Origin of the sequence: Streptomyces sp. NPDC012637 (assembly GCF_042954805.1) — a bacterium.
Classification (GTDB): Bacteria; Actinomycetota; Actinomycetes; order Streptomycetales; family Streptomycetaceae; genus Streptomyces.
The window spans coordinates 237,664-253,984 of the sequence record NZ_JBIBDS010000008.1 but is presented as its reverse complement, the minus strand read 5'-3'; the positions used below and the strand labels follow the sequence as shown (position 1 = coordinate 253,984).

General features: G+C 73.1%; 14 protein-coding genes. 8 read left to right on the top strand and 6 right to left on the bottom strand.

Annotated elements, in window-relative coordinates; genetic code table 11:
* Positions 1-265 precede the first annotated feature (265 nt).
* The 3 genes from ACFY8W_RS29590 to ACFY8W_RS29580 all read right to left on the bottom strand — a co-directional run bounded on the left by ACFY8W_RS29590 (position 266) and on the right by ACFY8W_RS29580 (position 3,138).
* Positions 266-2,524, bottom strand: a complete 2,259-nt coding sequence (locus tag ACFY8W_RS29590) for a heavy metal translocating P-type ATPase (RefSeq protein WP_391111636.1) — start codon at positions 2,522-2,524, stop codon at positions 266-268.
* A gap of 71 nt (positions 2,525-2,595) precedes the next feature.
* The gene (locus ACFY8W_RS29585) at positions 2,596-2,814 is read right to left on the bottom strand and encodes a heavy-metal-associated domain-containing protein (RefSeq protein ID WP_384415317.1); all 219 of its coding nucleotides are present in this window, start codon (positions 2,812-2,814) and stop codon (positions 2,596-2,598) included.
* 102 nt (positions 2,815-2,916) lie between these two features.
* Entirely contained in the window at positions 2,917-3,138 is a 222-nt protein-coding gene (locus tag ACFY8W_RS29580; protein ID WP_391111632.1) for a hypothetical protein, read from the bottom strand.
* 282 nt (positions 3,139-3,420) lie between these two features.
* On the opposite strand from ACFY8W_RS29580, the gene ACFY8W_RS29575 reads away from it, so the two are divergent.
* Positions 3,421-4,665 (top strand): cation:proton antiporter, encoded by a 1,245-nt coding sequence (locus ACFY8W_RS29575; protein WP_391111629.1) that lies wholly within the window; start codon positions 3,421-3,423, stop codon positions 4,663-4,665.
* Here the strand turns inward: ACFY8W_RS29575 and ACFY8W_RS29570 are convergent.
* Entirely contained in the window at positions 4,643-5,284 is a 642-nt protein-coding gene (locus ACFY8W_RS29570) for a TetR family transcriptional regulator (RefSeq protein ID WP_391111626.1), read from the bottom strand. The two genes, ACFY8W_RS29575 and ACFY8W_RS29570, sit on opposite strands and share 23 nt — an antisense overlap.
* Before the next feature lie 164 nt (positions 5,285-5,448).
* On the opposite strand from ACFY8W_RS29570, the gene ACFY8W_RS29565 reads away from it, so the two are divergent.
* A complete protein-coding gene (locus ACFY8W_RS29565) occupies positions 5,449-7,734 on the top strand; it encodes an MMPL family transporter (protein WP_391111623.1) in 2,286 nt (761 codons plus the stop codon).
* On the opposite strand, the gene ACFY8W_RS29560 is transcribed toward ACFY8W_RS29565, so the two are convergent.
* Both ACFY8W_RS29560 and ACFY8W_RS29555 read right to left on the bottom strand, forming a co-directional pair.
* Positions 7,735-7,932 carry a helix-turn-helix transcriptional regulator gene (locus ACFY8W_RS29560; RefSeq protein WP_391111621.1) on the bottom strand — a complete coding sequence of 66 codons (198 nt, stop codon included), beginning with the start codon at positions 7,930-7,932 and terminating at the stop codon, positions 7,735-7,737.
* Between the two features lie 254 nt (positions 7,933-8,186).
* Entirely contained in the window at positions 8,187-9,104 is a 918-nt protein-coding gene (locus ACFY8W_RS29555; protein ID WP_391111618.1) for a TIM barrel protein, read from the bottom strand.
* A 258-nt stretch (positions 9,105-9,362) separates the two neighbouring features.
* Between ACFY8W_RS29555 and ACFY8W_RS29550 the strand changes: the two genes are divergently transcribed.
* The 6 genes from ACFY8W_RS29550 to ACFY8W_RS29525 all read left to right on the top strand — a co-directional run bounded on the left by ACFY8W_RS29550 (position 9,363) and on the right by ACFY8W_RS29525 (position 16,304).
* On the top strand, positions 9,363-10,445 hold the full coding sequence (locus ACFY8W_RS29550; protein WP_391112215.1) for a PfkB family carbohydrate kinase: 1,083 nt from the start codon (positions 9,363-9,365) through the stop codon (positions 10,443-10,445).
* A 104-nt stretch (positions 10,446-10,549) separates the two neighbouring features.
* Positions 10,550-11,380: a 5-deoxy-glucuronate isomerase gene (gene iolB, locus ACFY8W_RS29545; protein ID WP_391111615.1), complete on the top strand. Its 831-nt coding sequence runs from the start codon at positions 10,550-10,552 to the stop codon at positions 11,378-11,380.
* On the top strand, positions 11,377-13,251 hold the full coding sequence (iolD, locus tag ACFY8W_RS29540; RefSeq protein ID WP_391111612.1) for a 3D-(3,5/4)-trihydroxycyclohexane-1,2-dione acylhydrolase (decyclizing): 1,875 nt from the start codon (positions 11,377-11,379) through the stop codon (positions 13,249-13,251). The genes iolB and iolD overlap by 4 nt, the downstream gene beginning before the upstream one ends.
* A gap of 11 nt (positions 13,252-13,262) precedes the next feature.
* On the top strand, positions 13,263-14,765 hold the full coding sequence (gene mmsA / locus ACFY8W_RS29535; protein ID WP_391111609.1) for a CoA-acylating methylmalonate-semialdehyde dehydrogenase: 1,503 nt from the start codon (positions 13,263-13,265) through the stop codon (positions 14,763-14,765).
* An 87-nt stretch (positions 14,766-14,852) separates the two neighbouring features.
* Positions 14,853-15,653 (top strand): inositol monophosphatase family protein, encoded by an 801-nt coding sequence (locus ACFY8W_RS29530; RefSeq protein ID WP_391111606.1) that lies wholly within the window; start codon positions 14,853-14,855, stop codon positions 15,651-15,653.
* 45 nt (positions 15,654-15,698) lie between these two features.
* Positions 15,699-16,304 carry a DUF4291 family protein gene (locus ACFY8W_RS29525; protein ID WP_391111603.1) on the top strand — a complete coding sequence of 202 codons (606 nt, stop codon included), beginning with the start codon at positions 15,699-15,701 and terminating at the stop codon, positions 16,302-16,304.
* Positions 16,305-16,321: the final 17 nt, after the last annotated feature.

Here is a 16,321-nt window from a genome sequence, read left to right as displayed (position 1 = left end):
GTCTGCCGGGGTACGTACGGGAGGGCCGCTCAAAGCTCCCCGGTGCACGTGCCCCGGCCGCGCTTGCCTGGAGACGTCCCCCAAGACATCTCCATGAACGTCCCCCAAGACGTTCTCGGCATCGCCCACTTAGACTCGCGAACAGCCCAGATGGTTACCCCCCAATATCTGTGATCTAGATCTCTTTGTGAAGGTCCTGTGCATCACGTGTAGGTGAATTCGCGTGATCATGGCGTGATCGTGGGTGGTCAGGGCCCCGCGCCGCTCAGCGGAAGCGGCGCAGCCGCAGGCTGTTCGTCACCACGAAGACCGACGAGAAGGCCATCGCGAGCCCGGCGATCATCGGGTTGAGCAGCCCCGCCGCCGCCAGCGGCAGCGCGGCCACGTTGTAGCCGAAGGCCCAGCCCAGGTTGCCCTTGATCGTGGCCAGGGTGCGCCGGGAGAGCCGGATGGCGTCCGCCGCGACCCGCAGGTCGCCGCGGACCAGGGTGAGGTCGCTCGCCTCGATCGCGGCGTCCGTGCCGGTGCCCATCGCGAGCCCCAGATCGGCCGTCGCCAGCGCCGCCGCGTCGTTCACGCCGTCGCCGACCATCGCCACCGTGCGGCCCTCCGCCTGCAGCCGCCGCACCACGTCCACCTTGTCCTGCGGCAGCACCTCGGCGATCACCTCGTCGATGCCGACCTCCGCCGCCACCCGCTCGGCCACCGCCCGGCCGTCCCCGGTGAGCAGCACCGGCCGCAGGCCCAGACCGCGCAGCCGGGTCACCGCCTCGGCGCTGGTGTCCTTGACCGCGTCGGCGACCGTCAGGGTGCCGCGGGCCCGCCCGTCCCAGGCGACGTGCACGACGCCGGGGCCGGACTCCGCCGGGACCTCGATCTCCTCGGCCGCGAGCAGGGCCGCGCGTCCGACGAGCACCAGATGGCCGTCGACCGAGCCGCGCACGCCGAGGCCCGGCACGTTCTCGAAGGACTTCGGTACGGGCAGCTCGCCCACCCGCGCGGCGGCGCCGGCGGCGACGGCGCGGGCGACCGGGTGCTCGGAGGAGTGCTCCAGGGCGCCCGCGAGGCGCAGCAGCTCGTTCTCGTCGGTGCGGGCGGTGCCGTAGGCGCCTCCGTAGACGTGCACGCCGGTCAGTTCCATGCGGCCGGTGGTGACGGTGCCGGTCTTGTCGAGGACGACCGTGTCGACGCGGCGGGTGGACTCCAGGACCTCGGGGCCCTTGATGAGGATGCCGAGCTGGGCGCCGCGGCCGGTGCCGACCATGAGCGCGGTCGGCGTGGCGAGGCCGAGCGCGCAGGGGCAGGCGATGATCAGCACGGCGACGGCCGCGGTGAAGGCGGCGGTCGCGCCCTGCCCCGTGCCCAGCCAGAAGCCGAGGGTGCCGAGCGCGAGGAGCAGCACGACCGGCACGAAGACGGCGGAGATCCGGTCCGCGAGGCGCTGTACGGCGGCCTTCCCGCTCTGGGCGTCCTCGACGAGCCTGGCCATCCGGGCGAGCTGGGTGTCGGCGCCGACCCGGGTGGCCTCGACGACCAGCCGGCCCGAGGTGTTGACGCAGCCGCCGGTGACGGCGTCGCCGGGGACCACGTCGACCGGCAGGGACTCGCCGGTGAGCAGGGAGGCGTCGACGGCGGAGGCGCCCTCGGTCACGGTGCCGTCCGTGGCGATCTTCTCGCCCGGCCGTACGAGGAAGCGGTCGCCGACGTGCAGGGCGGCCACCGGCACCCTTACCTCCGTGCCGTCCCGCAGCACGGCCACGTCCTTGGCGCCGAGCCGCAGCAGGGCGTGCAGGGCCGCGCCGGCCTTCCGCTTGGCGCGGGCCTCCAGGTAGCGGCCCAGGAGGATGAAGGTGATCACTCCGGCCGCCACCTCCAGGTAGATGGTGGAGGAGGCGTGGTCGCGGGTGACGGTGAGGTCGAAGTCGTGGCGCATGCCGGGCATGCCGGCGTCGCCGAGGAAGAGCGCCCACAGCGACCAGCCGAAGGCGGCGAGCGTGCCGACCGAGACGAGGGTGTCCATGGTGGCGGCGCCGTGGCGCAGGTTGGTCCAGGTCGCACGGTGGAAGGGCAGCCCGCCCCAGACCACGACGGGCGCGGCGAGGGTGAGCGAGAGCCACTGCCAGTCGTCGAACTGGAGGGCCGGGACCATCGAGAGGAGCACGACGGGCAGCGAGAGCACGGCGGAGACCGTGAGCCGCTGCCGCAGCGACCCGAGCTCCGGGTCCGTCTCCCGCGCCGCGCCTTCCTGGGTGCCGGCCTCGGCGCCCTCCGGCTCCGGCACCGGTTCGGGCTCCGGCGGCGGGGGCTCCTCGGCGGTGTAGCCGGTCTTCACGACGGTGGCGATCAGCTCCGTGACCGACAGGTCGGCCGGGTGTTCGACGCGCGCCTTTTCGGTGGCGTAGTTGACCGTCGCGGTCACGCCCTCCATCCGGTTGAGCTTCTTCTCGACGCGGGCGGCACAGGAGGCACAGGTCATGCCGCCGATCGTGAGCTCGGTGACGGCGGAGGTCGTGAGCGTGTCCATGGGCGGTTCCAAACGGGAGCAGGGCCGTACGTAGTCACCGTACGGCCCTGCGAGGGTGGTTCGGGGGGCGGTCAGGCGGCCGGGCCCACCAGCTCGTAGCCGGCCTCGTCGACGGCGGCGCGGACGGCCTCCTCGTCGAGCGGGGCGGCGGAGGTCACGGTGACCTCGCCCGTGGCGGCGACGGCCTTGACCGCGGAGACGCCGGCGATCCCGGAGATCTCCTCGGTGACCGCGCCCTCGCAGTGGCCGCAGGTCATTCCGGTGACCTTGTAGACGACGGTGGTGGACATGTCGGTCTCCTCTTCGAGGGTGGTGCGGTTGACGTGCGGTGCGACGCGCGGCGGTGCGGGCGGTGCGCCGGTCCGTACGCCGTCATACCACCCACTGTACCCCTAGGGGGTATGGAACCGGTCAGAGGTCCGGTCGCGCCGGACGAGCGAGCGCAGCCACAGCAGTCCCGCCGCCGTCACGAGGGCGAGGCCGCCCACCGAGAAGAGGGTGAACAGGTGCTCCTGCCGGGAGCTCGGGTCCGGGAGGTGGCCCTGGGCGAAGAGCGCGCGGTCCAGGCTGGTCGTGGTCAGCCGCAGCACCAGCCAGAGCGCGATCCCGTGCATGGAGTCCCAGAGCGTGCAGCACGGCCACGCCGAGGTAGGTGCCGATCACCGGCCCCGCGAGGCGGAAGCGGCCGTCGGGGCGGCGGTGGGCGAAGAGCACGGCGCCCGCGATCGCCGTCCGCGGGCCGTGGCCGAAGGGGGCGAGCGCCCCAGTCGGCGGCGCCGGTGGCGGAGTCTGCGTCCGGGGCGGCGGGCCGCCGCCGTACTGGTCGTGCACAGGAAGACCCTCCAAGTCCCTCCGTCGGCAGGGCATCTGACCGGAGCTTATGGTAGATACCCGATATGTCGCATTCGGGGACCACGCTGATCCTGATCATGGCGATCGCCGTCCTGGCACCGCTGCTCGCCTACGGAGCCGGTCGCTGGCTCCCCGTACCGCTCGTCATCTTCGAGATCCTGCTCGGCATCCTCGTCGGCCCCGACGTCCTGGGCTGGGCGAGCACCGACGCGCTGATCGACGGGCTCTCGCAGCTCGGCCTCACCATGCTGATCTTCCTCGCGGGCTACGAGATCGAGTTCGGCAAGGTCCGCGGCGACACCCTCAAGCGCTCGCTGTGGGCCTGGGTGCTCGCTCTCGCACTCGGCCTCTTCACGGGGGTGCTGCTCGGCGGCGGCTACGACAAGGGCGTGTTCATCGGCGTCGCGCTCACCAGCACCGCGCTGGGCACCGTGCTTCCCGTGCTGCGGGACTCCGGCGACCTGCACGGCCGCTTCGGCTCGGTCGTCATGGCCTTCGGCGCCGTCGGCGAGTTCGCGCCGATCATCGCCATGGCCCTGCTGCTCAGCGGCCGCAAGCCGGCCGAGTCGGCCGCGCTGCTCGCCGTGTTCGCCGCGCTCACCGCCGCCGCGGTGTTCTGGGCGATGCGCCCGCGCCCGCCGTGGTTCTCCCGGGTCGTGGCCCGCACGCTGCACACCAGCGGGCAGTTCGCCGTGCGCTTCGTCTTCCTGCTGATCGCGCTGATGCTGGGCGCCTCCACGGCGCTCGGTCTCGACGTGCTCCTCGGCGCCTTCGCCGCCGGGCTCATCACCCGCCTCGTGCTCACGGGGGCCGCGCCCGAGTCCGGGCCGCAGATCCTGGAGAAGGTCGAGGCGGTCGGCTTCGGCTTCCTCGTCCCGGTCTTCTTCGTCGTCACCGGCATCGAGTTCGACCTCGACTCGCTGCTCTCCGGCGGCCGCACGCTGCTGCTCCTGCCGGTCTTCCTGCTGCTGTTCCTCGTGGTGCGCGGCGGCCCGATCTGGTTCCTCGCCCCGCGCGACCTCGGCCGGCGGGACCGGGGCGGCCTCGTGCTCTACGGCTCGACGGCGCTGCCCCTGGTCGTCGCCATCACCACCATCGGCGTGGACGACAGGACGATGACGGCGGGCGAGGCGGCGGCGCTCGTGGGCGCCGGCATGGTCTCGGTGCTCGTCTTCCCGCTGCTCGCGCTGAAGCTGCGGGCGGGAGTCGGGGCGGGACCGGGCAGGAGGGCCGGGGCGGGCGGCAGGTCGCTGCCGGCCGACGAGGTCACGGGCTCGGAATCGTGGTGAGCGCCTCGCCGATGACCGGGTCGAGATAGCGCAGCAGCGCCGTCTTCGCCTCCGTGATCACCGCGTCCCGCTCCGCCCCCTCGGGTGCGGCCAGGATCAGGGCGAGGCCCGCCTTCACGATGGCGAAGGTCATGTCGGCGATGCGGGCGTGCTCGGCGGGGTCGCCGTCGGGGAGGTAGTGGCCGAGCAGGTCGCCGACCCGGGCGAGCAGCGAGGCGTGCAGGGCGTCGTGCTCCTCGGCGATGCGGCCCGGGATCTCGGAGCCGTGCATGAGCGCGAGGAAGACCGGGTTCTCGACGTTGAACGCGATCAGCGGGTCGAGGACGGCGTCGAGGAGCCGGGGGAGCGGCAGTGCGAGGTTCTCGGGGGTGAACGCCTGGCCGTGGTACTCCCGCATCTGGGCGAGCAGCCGGTCGCCCAGCTCGAGGGCGATGGCCTCCTTGTTCGGGAAGTACTGGTAGAGGGTGCCGGGGGAGACGCTCGCCTCGCGGGCGATCGCGTTCGTGCTGGTCGCCGTGTAGCCGTTGGCGCAGAAGACGTTCGCGGCGGCCTGGAGCAGCTGCGCGATGCGGCGCTCGCCGCGGGCCTGGCGGCGGCGCGGCTTCGGTTCTTCGGGCATGGCTGTCCCCAGCTCTCTGAACGCGATTGACAAACACGAGAGGTCGCTCGCATTCTTGAGAAACGCGAGTGATCGCTCGTGTTTGCCATTCTATGGGCAATGGGCGACCCATGCGGCCTGCCGGGAAGCGAGCGCACGGGTCATGGTGAAGGGGACACCGCGTGATGGCCGAAGTCAAGAAAGCCCAGCCCACGGGGGGTGGGGGCGGAGCCTGGACACGGTTCGTCACGGCCAGGCCGCGCCTGACGCTGCTCGTCGCGCTCGTGCTCACCGCGCTCGCCGTGCTGGCCGGCGGCGGCGTCGCCGAGCGGATGGGCAGCGGCGGCTGGGAGGACCCGGACGCCGAGTCGACGTATGCGATCGAGGTCCTGGAGCGGGAGTTCCCCGCCTCCCAGCCCAACCTGCTGCTCCTCGTCGACGCGGGCCGCGCCGGTGTCGACGACCCCGGGGTCGCCGCCGAGGCCCGCCGGCTCGCCGAGCGGCTCGACGCCCAGGAGGGCGTCGACGGCGTCGGCTCCTACTGGCAGACCGGTTCCCCGGCGCTGCGGTCGGAGGACGGCCGTCAGGCGGTGATCGCCGCCCGCATCGAGGGTGAGGAGAAGGCCGCCGGCGAGGTGCTCCAGCGCCTCGCGCCCGACTTCCGCGGCACCCACGGCCCCGTCGAGGTCTCCGTGGGCGGCCCGCTCGCCGTCCGCCACGAGATGCAGACGACCATCCAGGAGGACCTGCTCAGGGCCGAGCTGATCGCCCTGCCCATCACCCTGGTCCTGCTCGTCATGGTCTTCGGCAGCGCCGTCGCCGCCCTGCTCCCGCTCGGCATCGGCATCGTCGCCATCCTGGGCACCAACGCGGTGCTGCGCGGCATCACCGAGTTCACCGACGTCTCCGTCTTCGCCCAGAACCTCACCACCGCCCTCGGCCTCGGACTCGCCATCGACTACGCCCTGTTCGTCGTACGGCGCTTCCGCGAGGAGCTGGGTGCGGGCGCCGACACCCGGACGGCCGTCGGCACCACCCTGCGCACCGCCGGGCGGACCGTGCTCTTCTCCGCCCTGACCGTCGCCGTCTCGCTCGCCGCGATGCTGGTCTTCCCGCAGTACTTCCTGCGCTCCTTCGCCTACGCGGGCATCGCCGTCGTGCTGCTCGCCGCCGCGGCCGCGCTGATCCTGCTGCCGGCCGCCCTCCTGCTGCTGGGCGACCGGGTCAACGCCCTGGACCTGCGGAAGGTCCTGCGCCGCACGGGCCGGCCGGGCGGCCCGGTGCGCGGCGGGGCGAGCGGCGCCGAAGCCGCCGAAGGTGCCGGCTGGGGGCGCGCGGCGGGCCTGGTCATGCGCCGGGCGCCGTGGTTCGCCGTCGCCACGGCCACCGGGCTCGTGCTGCTCGGACTGCCCTTCCTCGGCGTGAAGTTCGGCACCGCCGACGACCGCCAGCTGCCCGCCGTCGCAGAGTCCCGCGTCGTCCAGGACGAGCTCCGCGAAGGCTTCCCGGGCAGCCCTGGCGGCGCTCTCACCGTGCTCGCCGAGGGCCCGGCGACACCCGCGCAGTACGCCGGGTACCGGGAGCGGATAGCGGCGCTCGACGGGGTCGCCCGGGTCGACGGACCCGTCACCGCCGGGACCGGCGGACGGGCCCACGCCTACTTCACCGTCGTGCCCGACGGCGAGAGCGTCGGCGCCGGCGCCCAGCACGTCGTCGGCGAGCTGCGCGCCGAACGGGCCCCGTTCGACACCTCCGTCACCGGCGCAGCCGCCGTCCTGGTCGACTCGAAGGACGCCATAGGCGAGCGGCTGCCCTGGGCGGCCGCCATCGTCGCCGTCGTCACCCTGCTCCTGGTCTTCCTGCTCACCGGCAGCGTCCTGATCCCGATCCAGGCCGTGGTGCTCAACGCGCTGAGCCTCACGGCCATGTTCGGCGCGGTCGTCTGGGTCTTCCAGGAGGGCCACCTCTCCGGACTCCTCGGCTTCACGCCGACCGGGGACATCGAGACCACCCTGCCCGTCCTGATGTTCTGCGTGGCCTTCGGACTCTCCATGGACTACGGGGTGTTCCTGCTCTCCCGCATCAAGGAGGAGTACGACGCCACCGGCGACCACGAGGGCGCCGTCCGCCACGGACTGCGCCGCACCGGCGGGCTGATCACCGCGGCGGCCGTCATCCTGGCCGTGGTGATGGTCGCGATCGGCACCTCCCGGGTCACCAACACCAAGATGCTGGGCCTCGGCGTCGCCCTCGCCGTCCTCATGGACGCCATGGTCGTGCGCAGCCTGCTCGTCCCGTCCGTGATGAAGCTGACCGGGCGCCTCACCTGGTGGGCCCCGGGGCCGCTGCGCCGGCTCCACGGCCGCTTCGGCATCAGCGAGGGCGGGAGCGAGCCCGGCACCGGTATCGCCACCGGTACCGGCATAGCCGAGGCACCCGGCCCGGCCCGGGTGCCCACGGAGGTCGGGTAGTCAGTCCCGGCGGCTCCGATTGCCTGGTCGGTTGGCGACCCAGGCGCGGATGGTGTCCACGTACCAGTAGGGCTTGCCCGATTCCACGTGGTCGGGCGACGGCAGCAGCCCGTGCTTCCGGTAGGAGCGGATCGTGTCCGGCTGCACCTTGATGTGTGCGGCGATGTCCTTGTACGACCAGAGCCTCTTGTCGGTCATGGCGTGGCACCTCTCCTGCGTGCCCGGCAGCGGCGGCGGGGGCGCCGTCGGGGGAGCTGCCGGACCTCACTGGTGATCACTGGTGATCACTGAGCCTGTGCCCGGTCAACGCCCCCTTCCGACGGCGGGAGAGCGGCTGTCGAACGGCTGTGACGGAAACCCCGCGTAACGGAGATATGTGTGACGAAGGAGCGACGGACGTGACGTAAGTGACACATGGATGTAAGCGGCGCACCGAAGTTGACGCACGGTCATCAGACGCCGCAGGAACGGAGGAAGTCCCGGGTGCGCACCGCGACGGGGTAGGGGGCGTCCGGCTCGCACGGATACATGTCCTGCTCGACGATGGCGAACAGATCCACGTCCAGGGCCTGGGCGGCGGCGAGCACCGGTTCCAGGGCCGGCACCCCGGTAGGCGGCTCGCACATCACACCCTGGGCCACCGCCGGACCGAAGGGCACCTCCTCGGCGACCACCCGGGCCAGGACGGCGGGATCGACCTGCTTGAGATGGAGGTAGCCGATCCGCTCGCCGTAGGTCTCGATCAGCTTGACGCTGTCGCCGCCGCAGTAGGCGTAGTGCCCGGTGTCCAGACAGAGCGCCACCAGGTCGGGATCGGTGGCGTCCAGGAAGCGGGTGACGTTCTCCTCGCTGTCGACGTGGGTGTCGGCGTGCGGATGGAGGACGAGCCGCAGCCCGTAGCGCTCCCGGACCTCGCGGCCGAGCCGCTCGGTCAGCCCGGTGAGCTGCCGCCACTGCTCGGCCGTCAGGATGCGGTCCTCCAGGACCTCGCCCGTGCGGTCGTCGCGCCAGAAGGAGGGGATCACCACCAGGTGCCGGGCACCCATCGCCTGGGCGAGCGCCGCGTTCTCGGCGACATGGGCCCAGGTCCGGTCCCACACCGCGGGGCCGTGGTGCAGCCCGGTGAACACGGTCGCCGCCGAGACCCGCAGCCCCCGGCGTCCGGTCTCCTCGGCGAGGACGGCCGGATCGGTGGGGAGATAGCCGTACGGGCCGAGCTCGATCCACTCGTAGCCGGCGCCCGCCACCTCGTCCAGGAACCGCTGCCACGGCACCTGTCGCGGATCGTCGGGGAACCAGACGCCCCACGAGTCCGGGGCGGAACCGATGCGGATGCGGGACGACGGCGACCGGTTCGTCAGGTTCGTCATGCATGCCACCTTGGGACGGACTCCGAGGGGCGTCAAGACGTCGTCCCGGCCGGTCCGGCGGCGCGTCCGAATGACCGGACACGTCGTTGACACCGTCCGGAGCCGTGGATAGACCTGGGAGCGTGGGCCCGGCAGGGCGCAGGCGAGAGGTGACGTGGCATGACGCCGGAACCCGAGGAGCGGCCGGACGACCCGTCGGAAGGGCGGTCGGACGGGCGGTCGCACCGCCCGCACGAGCCGGCCTTCGACCTGATCGCGATGGGCCGCCTCGGCGTGGACCTCTACCCACTGCAGAGCGGGGTGGAGCTCGCACGGGTCGAGACCTTCGGGAAGTTCCTCGGCGGCTCCCCGGCCAACGTCGCCGTCGCCGCCGCGCGCCTGGGCAGCCGCACCGCGCTCGTCAGCCGGACCGGCGCCGACCCGTTCGGCGAGTACCTGCACCGCGAGCTGCGGGCCTTCGGGGTGGACGACCGCTGGGTGACCGACGTCGCCGCGTATCCCACTCCGGTCACCTTCTGCGAGATCTTCCCGCCCGACCACTTCCCGATCCACTTCTACCGCCGCCCCAAGGCCCCCGACCTGGAGATCCACCTCCACGAACTGGACCTCCCGGCGCTCCGCGCCGCCCGCGCCCTGTGGGTCACCGGCACCGGGCTGAGCGCCGAGCCCAGCCGCGCCGCCACCCTCGGCGCGCTGCGCGAGCGGGCCGAAGCGACCGGCGGCGGCACGGCCGGAGCCGGTGCGGCCGGAGCCGGTGCGGCCGGAGCCGGCACGGCCGGACCTGGCACGGCCGGACCTGGCACGGCCGGAGCCGGTGCGGCCGGAAGCGACCGCGCCGTGCCCGGCGCGCTCACCGTCCTCGACCTCGACTGGCGCCCCGCCCTCTGGGACGGCACCGCCGACGACGCCCGCCCGCTGTACCGGGAGGCGCTGCGGTACGCGACGGTCGCCGTCGGCAACCTCGACGAGTGCGAGGTCGCGACCGGCGAGCGCGAGCCGTACGCCGCCGCCCGTGCCCTGCTCGCGGCGGGCGTGCGGCTCGCCGTCGTGAAGCAGGGCCCCAAGGGCGTGCTCGCGCTCGCCGCCGACGGCACCACCGCCGAGGTGCCGCCGCTGCCCGTGGAGGTCGTCAACGGCCTCGGCGCGGGCGACGCCTTCGGCGGGGCGCTCGCCCACGGCCTGCTCGCCGGACTCGACCTGGAGACCCTGCTGCGCCGGGCCAACGCGGCCGGCGCGATCGTGGCCGGCCGGCTCGCCTGCTCGCCCGCGATGCCGTACGCCGAGGAGATCACCCTCGCCCTCGACACCGGCGACGCCTCCGTTCCGGACCACCCGCGATGACTCGCCGGGCCCCCGCGAACACCTCCCGGACGTCGTCCCGGGCCGGGCCCGGACATGACCCGGACGCGGCGGTGAGGCCCCCCGCCCGGGGGTAGGGACAGATCATGGACCCGACGCCCCACCTCCACGTCCCCGCGGGGACCACCGCCCGCGGCCCGTACGCCGTCGACATCGACCCCGAGCGGGCCGGCTGGACGCACAGCTCGCTGCGCGTGCTCGACCTCCCGCCCGGCGGCAGCCACGAGTTCGAGACAGGGAACAGCGAATGGGTGGTGCTTCCGCTGTCCGGGGGCGGTACGGTGCGCGTCGAGGGGGAAAGCCTCGAACTCGTGGGTCGCGCCGACCCGTTCGACGGGGTCTCGGATTTCGCCTACGTGCCCAGGGACGCCCACGCCCAGATCGCCTCCGGCGCGGGAGGCCGATTCGCTTTGGCAGGAGCGAAATGCGAGCGACGACTCCCCGCCCGCTACGGCCCCGCGCCGGAGGTTCCCGTCGAGACCCGCGGCAGCGGCAACCGCGCCCGTGAGGTGCGCAACTTCGCCGCCGCCGACGCCTTCGCCTGCGACCGGCTGATCGCCGTCGAGGTCGTCACCCCCGGCGGCAACTGGTCCTCCTACCCGCCGCACAAGCACGACGAGCACCACCCCGGCACGGAATCCGTCCTGGAGGAGATCTACTACTACGAGGTGTCCTCACCTCCCGGAGGACCGGAGGGCTACGGCTACCAGCGGATCACGCCCTCCCGCCCCGGCGGCGCCGAACTCCTCGCCGAGGTGCGCACCGGCGACGCCGTCCTCGTCCCCGACGGATGGCACGGCCCGTCCGTCGCCCAGCCCGGACACCCGCTGTACTACCTCAACGTCATGGCCGGCCCCGGCCCCGAGCGGGAGTGGCGGATCAGCTTCCACCCCGACCACACGGAGGGATACGCATGAGCGTCCGGCTCACCGTCGCCCAGGCCCTGGTGCGCTTCCTCGCCGCCCAGCACACCGAGCGCGACGGCGTGCGGCAGCGGCTCGTCACCGCCACCTGGGGCATCTTCGGCCACGGCAACGTCGCCGGGATCGGCCAGGCGCTCGTCGAGCACGCCGACCTCATGCCGTACCACCAAGGGCGCAACGAACAGGCCATGGTGCACGCGGCCGTCGGCTACGCGCGCCAGTCCCGCAGGCTCCGCATCCACGCCGTCACCACCTCCATCGGCCCCGGTGCCACCAACCTCGTCACCGGCGCCGCGCTCGCCACGGTCAACCGGATCCCGGTGCTGCTGCTGCCCGGCGACACCTTCGCCACCCGCCCCGCCGACCCCGTGCTCCAGCAGCTCGAAGTCCCGTACGCGGGCGAGGTGTCCGTCAACGACTGCCTGCGACCGGTGTCGCGCTACTTCGACCGGGTCACCCGCCCCGAGGCCCTGATCCCGGCCGCGCTCGCCGCCGTGCGGGTGCTCACCGACCCGGCCGACACCGGGGCCGTCACCCTGGCGCTGCCGCAGGACGTGCAGGCGGAGGCCTACGACTGGCCGGAGGAGTTCCTCGCCGAGCGGACCTGGACCGTGCGCCGCCCCCGGCCCGACGCGGCCGAACTCGACGCCGCGGTCCACGCGATCAGGGCCGCCGAGCGGCCGATGATCATCGCGGGCGGCGGAGTGAAGTACAGCGGGGCGGAGGACGCGCTGCGCACGCTCGCCGAGCGGGCCGACCTGCCCGTCGCCACCACACAGGCCGGCAAGGGCGTCCTGCCGTACGACCACCGCTGCGACGTCGGCGGCGTCGGCCACACCGGCACCGGCACGGCCAACGAGCTCGCCCGCACCAGCGACCTCGTCATCGGCGTCGGCACCCGCTACTCCGACTTCACCACCGCCTCCGGCACCCTCTTCCGACCCGGCACCCGCCACCTCAACCTCAACATCACCGGCTTCGACGCCCACAAACAGGCGGCCCGGACCCTCGTCGCCGACGCCCGCGAAGGGCTGACCGCCCTCACCGAGGCGCTGGGCGAGCACCGTCGGGCCGCCCACGGCCAGGGCGGAGCGCCGTGGCTGCTCTCCAAGGCCGACTGGCAGGAACGCACCGACGCCGCCTACGCCGCCGGGAACGAGGACGCCCGCCCCACCCAGACCCAGGTGCTCGGTGCACTCGACACTCTGGTCACCGGGGACGACATCCTGATCAACGCGGCCGGCTCGCTCCCCGGCGACCTCCACAAGCTGTGGCGGGTCCGCTCGTCCGACCAGTACCACGTCGAGTACGGCTACTCGTGCATGGGCTACGAGATTCCGGCGGCCATCGGCGTCGCCCTCGCCGCGCCCGGCCGGCCCGTCTGGGCGCTCGTCGGCGACGGGACCTATCTGATGAACCCCACCGAAATCGTCACCGCCGTGCAGGAGGAGCTGCCCGTCAAGGTCGTGATCCTCGACAACCACGGCTACGCCTCCATCGGCGGCCTGTCGGAGGCCGTCGGCGCCGAGCGATACGGCACCGACTACCGGTTCCGCGACCCGGACGGCCGGTTCACCGGGCCGCCGCTCCCCGTCGACCTCGCCGCCAACGCCGCCTCCCTCGGCATGCGGGTGCTGCGCGCCCGCACCGTACGTGACCTGCGGGAAGCCCTCGCGGATGCCCGCGCGGCGACGGTTCCCACATGTGTCTACGCCGAGACCGAAACGGCAGACAGTGTGTCGGGCGCGCCCCCCGCCCAGGCGTGGTGGGATGTGCCCGTGGCCGAGACGTCGACCCGCCCGTCGGCGGTCAAGGCCCGCGAGGAGTACGACCGGCACGTCACCGCCCGACGCCGCCATCTCTGAAGGAGTACGTAATGACGAAGACCGTCAACCACTGGATCGGTGGCAAGACCGTCGAGGGCACGTCGGGCAACTGGGGCCCGGTCACCGACCCGGCCACCGGCGCCGTCACCACGCAGGTGGCGCTCGCCTCCGTCGACGAGGTCGACGCGGCCGTCGCCTCCGCCAAGGCCGCCTTCGAGACCTGGGGCACCTCCTCGCTGGCCCAGCGCACCACGATCCTGTTCAGGTTCCGCGCGCTGCTCGACGCCAACCGCGACGCGATCGCCGAGCTGATCACCGCCGAGCACGGCAAGGTGCACTCCGACGCGCTCGGCGAGGTCGCCCGCGGCCTCGAGATCGTCGACCTGGCCTGCGGCATCACCACCCAGCTCAAGGGCGAGCTGTCGACCCAGGTGTCCAACCGCGTCGACGTGGCCGCGATCCGCCAGCCGGTGGGCGTGGTCGCCGGCATCACGCCGTTCAACTTCCCGGCGATGGTGCCGATGTGGATGTTCCCCATCGCCATCGCCTGCGGCAACACCTTCATCCTCAAGCCGAGCGAGAAGGACCCGTCGCCGTCCCTGAAGATCGCAGAGCTGCTCGCCGAGGCGGGGCTGCCGGACGGCGTCTTCAACGTCGTCCACGGCGACAAGGTGGCCGTGGACCGGCTCCTGGAGCACCCGGACGTCTCCGCGATCTCCTTCGTCGGCTCGACCCCGATCGCCCGCTACATCCACACCACCGCCTCCGCCAACGGCAAGCGCGTGCAGGCGCTCGGCGGCGCCAAGAACCACATGCTGGTGCTGCCCGATGCCGACCTGGACGCGGCCGCCGACGCGGCGGTCTCGGCGGCGTACGGCTCCGCCGGCGAGCGCTGCATGGCGATCTCCGCGGTCGTGGCGGTCGGCGCGATCGGCGACGAGCTCGTCCAGAAGATCCGCGAGCGCGCCGAGAAGATCAAGATCGGCCCCGGCAACGACCCGACCTCCGAGATGGGTCCGCTCATCACCGCCGTCCACCGCGACAAGGTCGCCTCCTACGTGCACGGCGCGGCGGACGAGGGCTGCGAGGTCGTCCTGGACGGCACCGGCTACACGGTGGACGGCCACGAGAACGGCCACTGGATCGGCCTGTCCCTCCTGGACCACGTGCCGACCTCGGCCAAGGCGTACCAGGACGAGATCTTCGGCCCGGTCCTGTGCGTGCTGCGCGCCGAGACGTACGAGGAGGGCGTGGCCCTCATCAACGCCTCCCCGTTCGGCAACGGCACCGCGATCTTCACCCGCGACGGCGGCGCCGCCCGCCGCTTCCAGCTGGAGATCCAGGCCGGCATGGTCGGCGTGAACGTGCCGATCCCGGTCCCGGTCGGCTACCACTCCTTCGGCGGCTGGAAGGACTCGCTCTTCGGCGACCACCACGTCTACGGCAACGACGGCGTGCACTTCTACACCCGCGGCAAGGTCGTCACCACCCGCTGGCCGGACCCCTCCGAGGCCCCGGCCGGCGTGGACCTGGGCTTCCCGCGCAACCACTGAGCGCCCGACGCCCGTTGATCCGGAGGCCCCCGTCGACTGCCGTCGGCGGGGGCCGTCCCACGAGCCCGCGCCGATACCCTGCACGCCATGATCACCTCATACGCGAGTGCCGACGACGCCGAGGTCGCCATAGCCGGGGCGCGGGCCGGCGCGGACGTCGTCCGCGGCATGTACGGCCGGCAGCTGGCCCGCATCGACAAGGGCGCCGGGGACTTCGCCACCGCCGCCGACGTGGCGGCCGAGGAGGCGATCCTGGAGGTCATCCGCGCCGCACGGCCCGACGACGCGGTGCTCGGCGAAGAGGGCGGGCGACGAGGCGCCGCCCACGGCAGGCGCCAGTGGCTGGTGGACCCCCTGTGCGGCACCCTCAACTACGCCGTCGGCAACATGCTGGTGGCCGTCAACGTGGCGCTGCGGGACGGTGCGGCGGCGGTGGCCGATCCGTTCGGCGGCGAGGTCTTCTTCACCGACGGGAAGACCGCCCGGGTACGGCAGGACGGCTCCGGCGCCGCCCCGCTGACGCCCACGCCCGCCACCCGGCTCGTGGACGTCAACCTGGATCCGCCGTTCCCGAGCGCGCCGGGGTTCCGGGCCGTGGACCTGCTGGCCCATCCCGGGTTCGCCGCGCACTTCCGGCCGAGGGTCGTGTCGACGACCCTGGCCCTCGCCTGGGTCGCCGCCGGCAGGCGCGCCGCGTACGTCACCGACGGCGGCGACCTCTCCGGGAGCGTGCACTTCGCCGCCGGCATCGCCCTGTGCCGGGCCGCCGGCTGCGTGGTCACCGGGATCGACGGCGCACCCGTGGGCGAGGCGGGCCGCGGGCTCGTCGCCGCCGCCGACGCCGGGACCCACGCGCTGCTGATGGCGATGATCAGCGGCCGCGGCTGACGAAAGGGATTGGACCCACGGCGCGTTCCGGCCCACCCTGGGGCCATGTCCGTTGCCGCGCAGCCGCCGAAGTTCCAGATCAGGGCCGTCCACACCGACACCACGGTGACCGTCTACCAGGCCTACACACCGTCGATCGGCCTGCTCGCGGCCCGCGACGGACGGTTCCCGCGGACGTGGAAGCGGGACCGGATGACCTGGATCAAGCCCTCGTTCCTGTGGATGGCCTACCGCTGCGGCTGGGGCCTGAAGGAGGGCCAGGAGACCGTCCTCGCCGTCGAAATCACCCGCGAGGGCTTCGAGTGGGCACTGCGGAACGCCTGCCTCTCCCACTACGTCCGCGGCTTCCACGCGGACCAGGCCACCTGGCAGCAGGAGCTGAAGCGCTCACCCGCCCGAGTCCAGTGGGACCCCGAGCGCGACCTGCACCACCGGCCACTGCCGTACCGCTCGCTCCAGCTCGGCCTGGCCGGCGAGGCCTCCCGGCGTTACGCGGACGAGTGGACCGTCGGCATCCGCGACGTCACCCCGCTCGCCCACGAGATCCACGAGCTCGTACGCGACCGGCGCCTGGCGGAGGCCGAGGCACTGCTGCCCGAGGAACGGCCGTACCCGGTGAGCGACGGGCTTCTGGAGCGGGTCGTCGCCTGAACGCGTGGCTTCCGGAT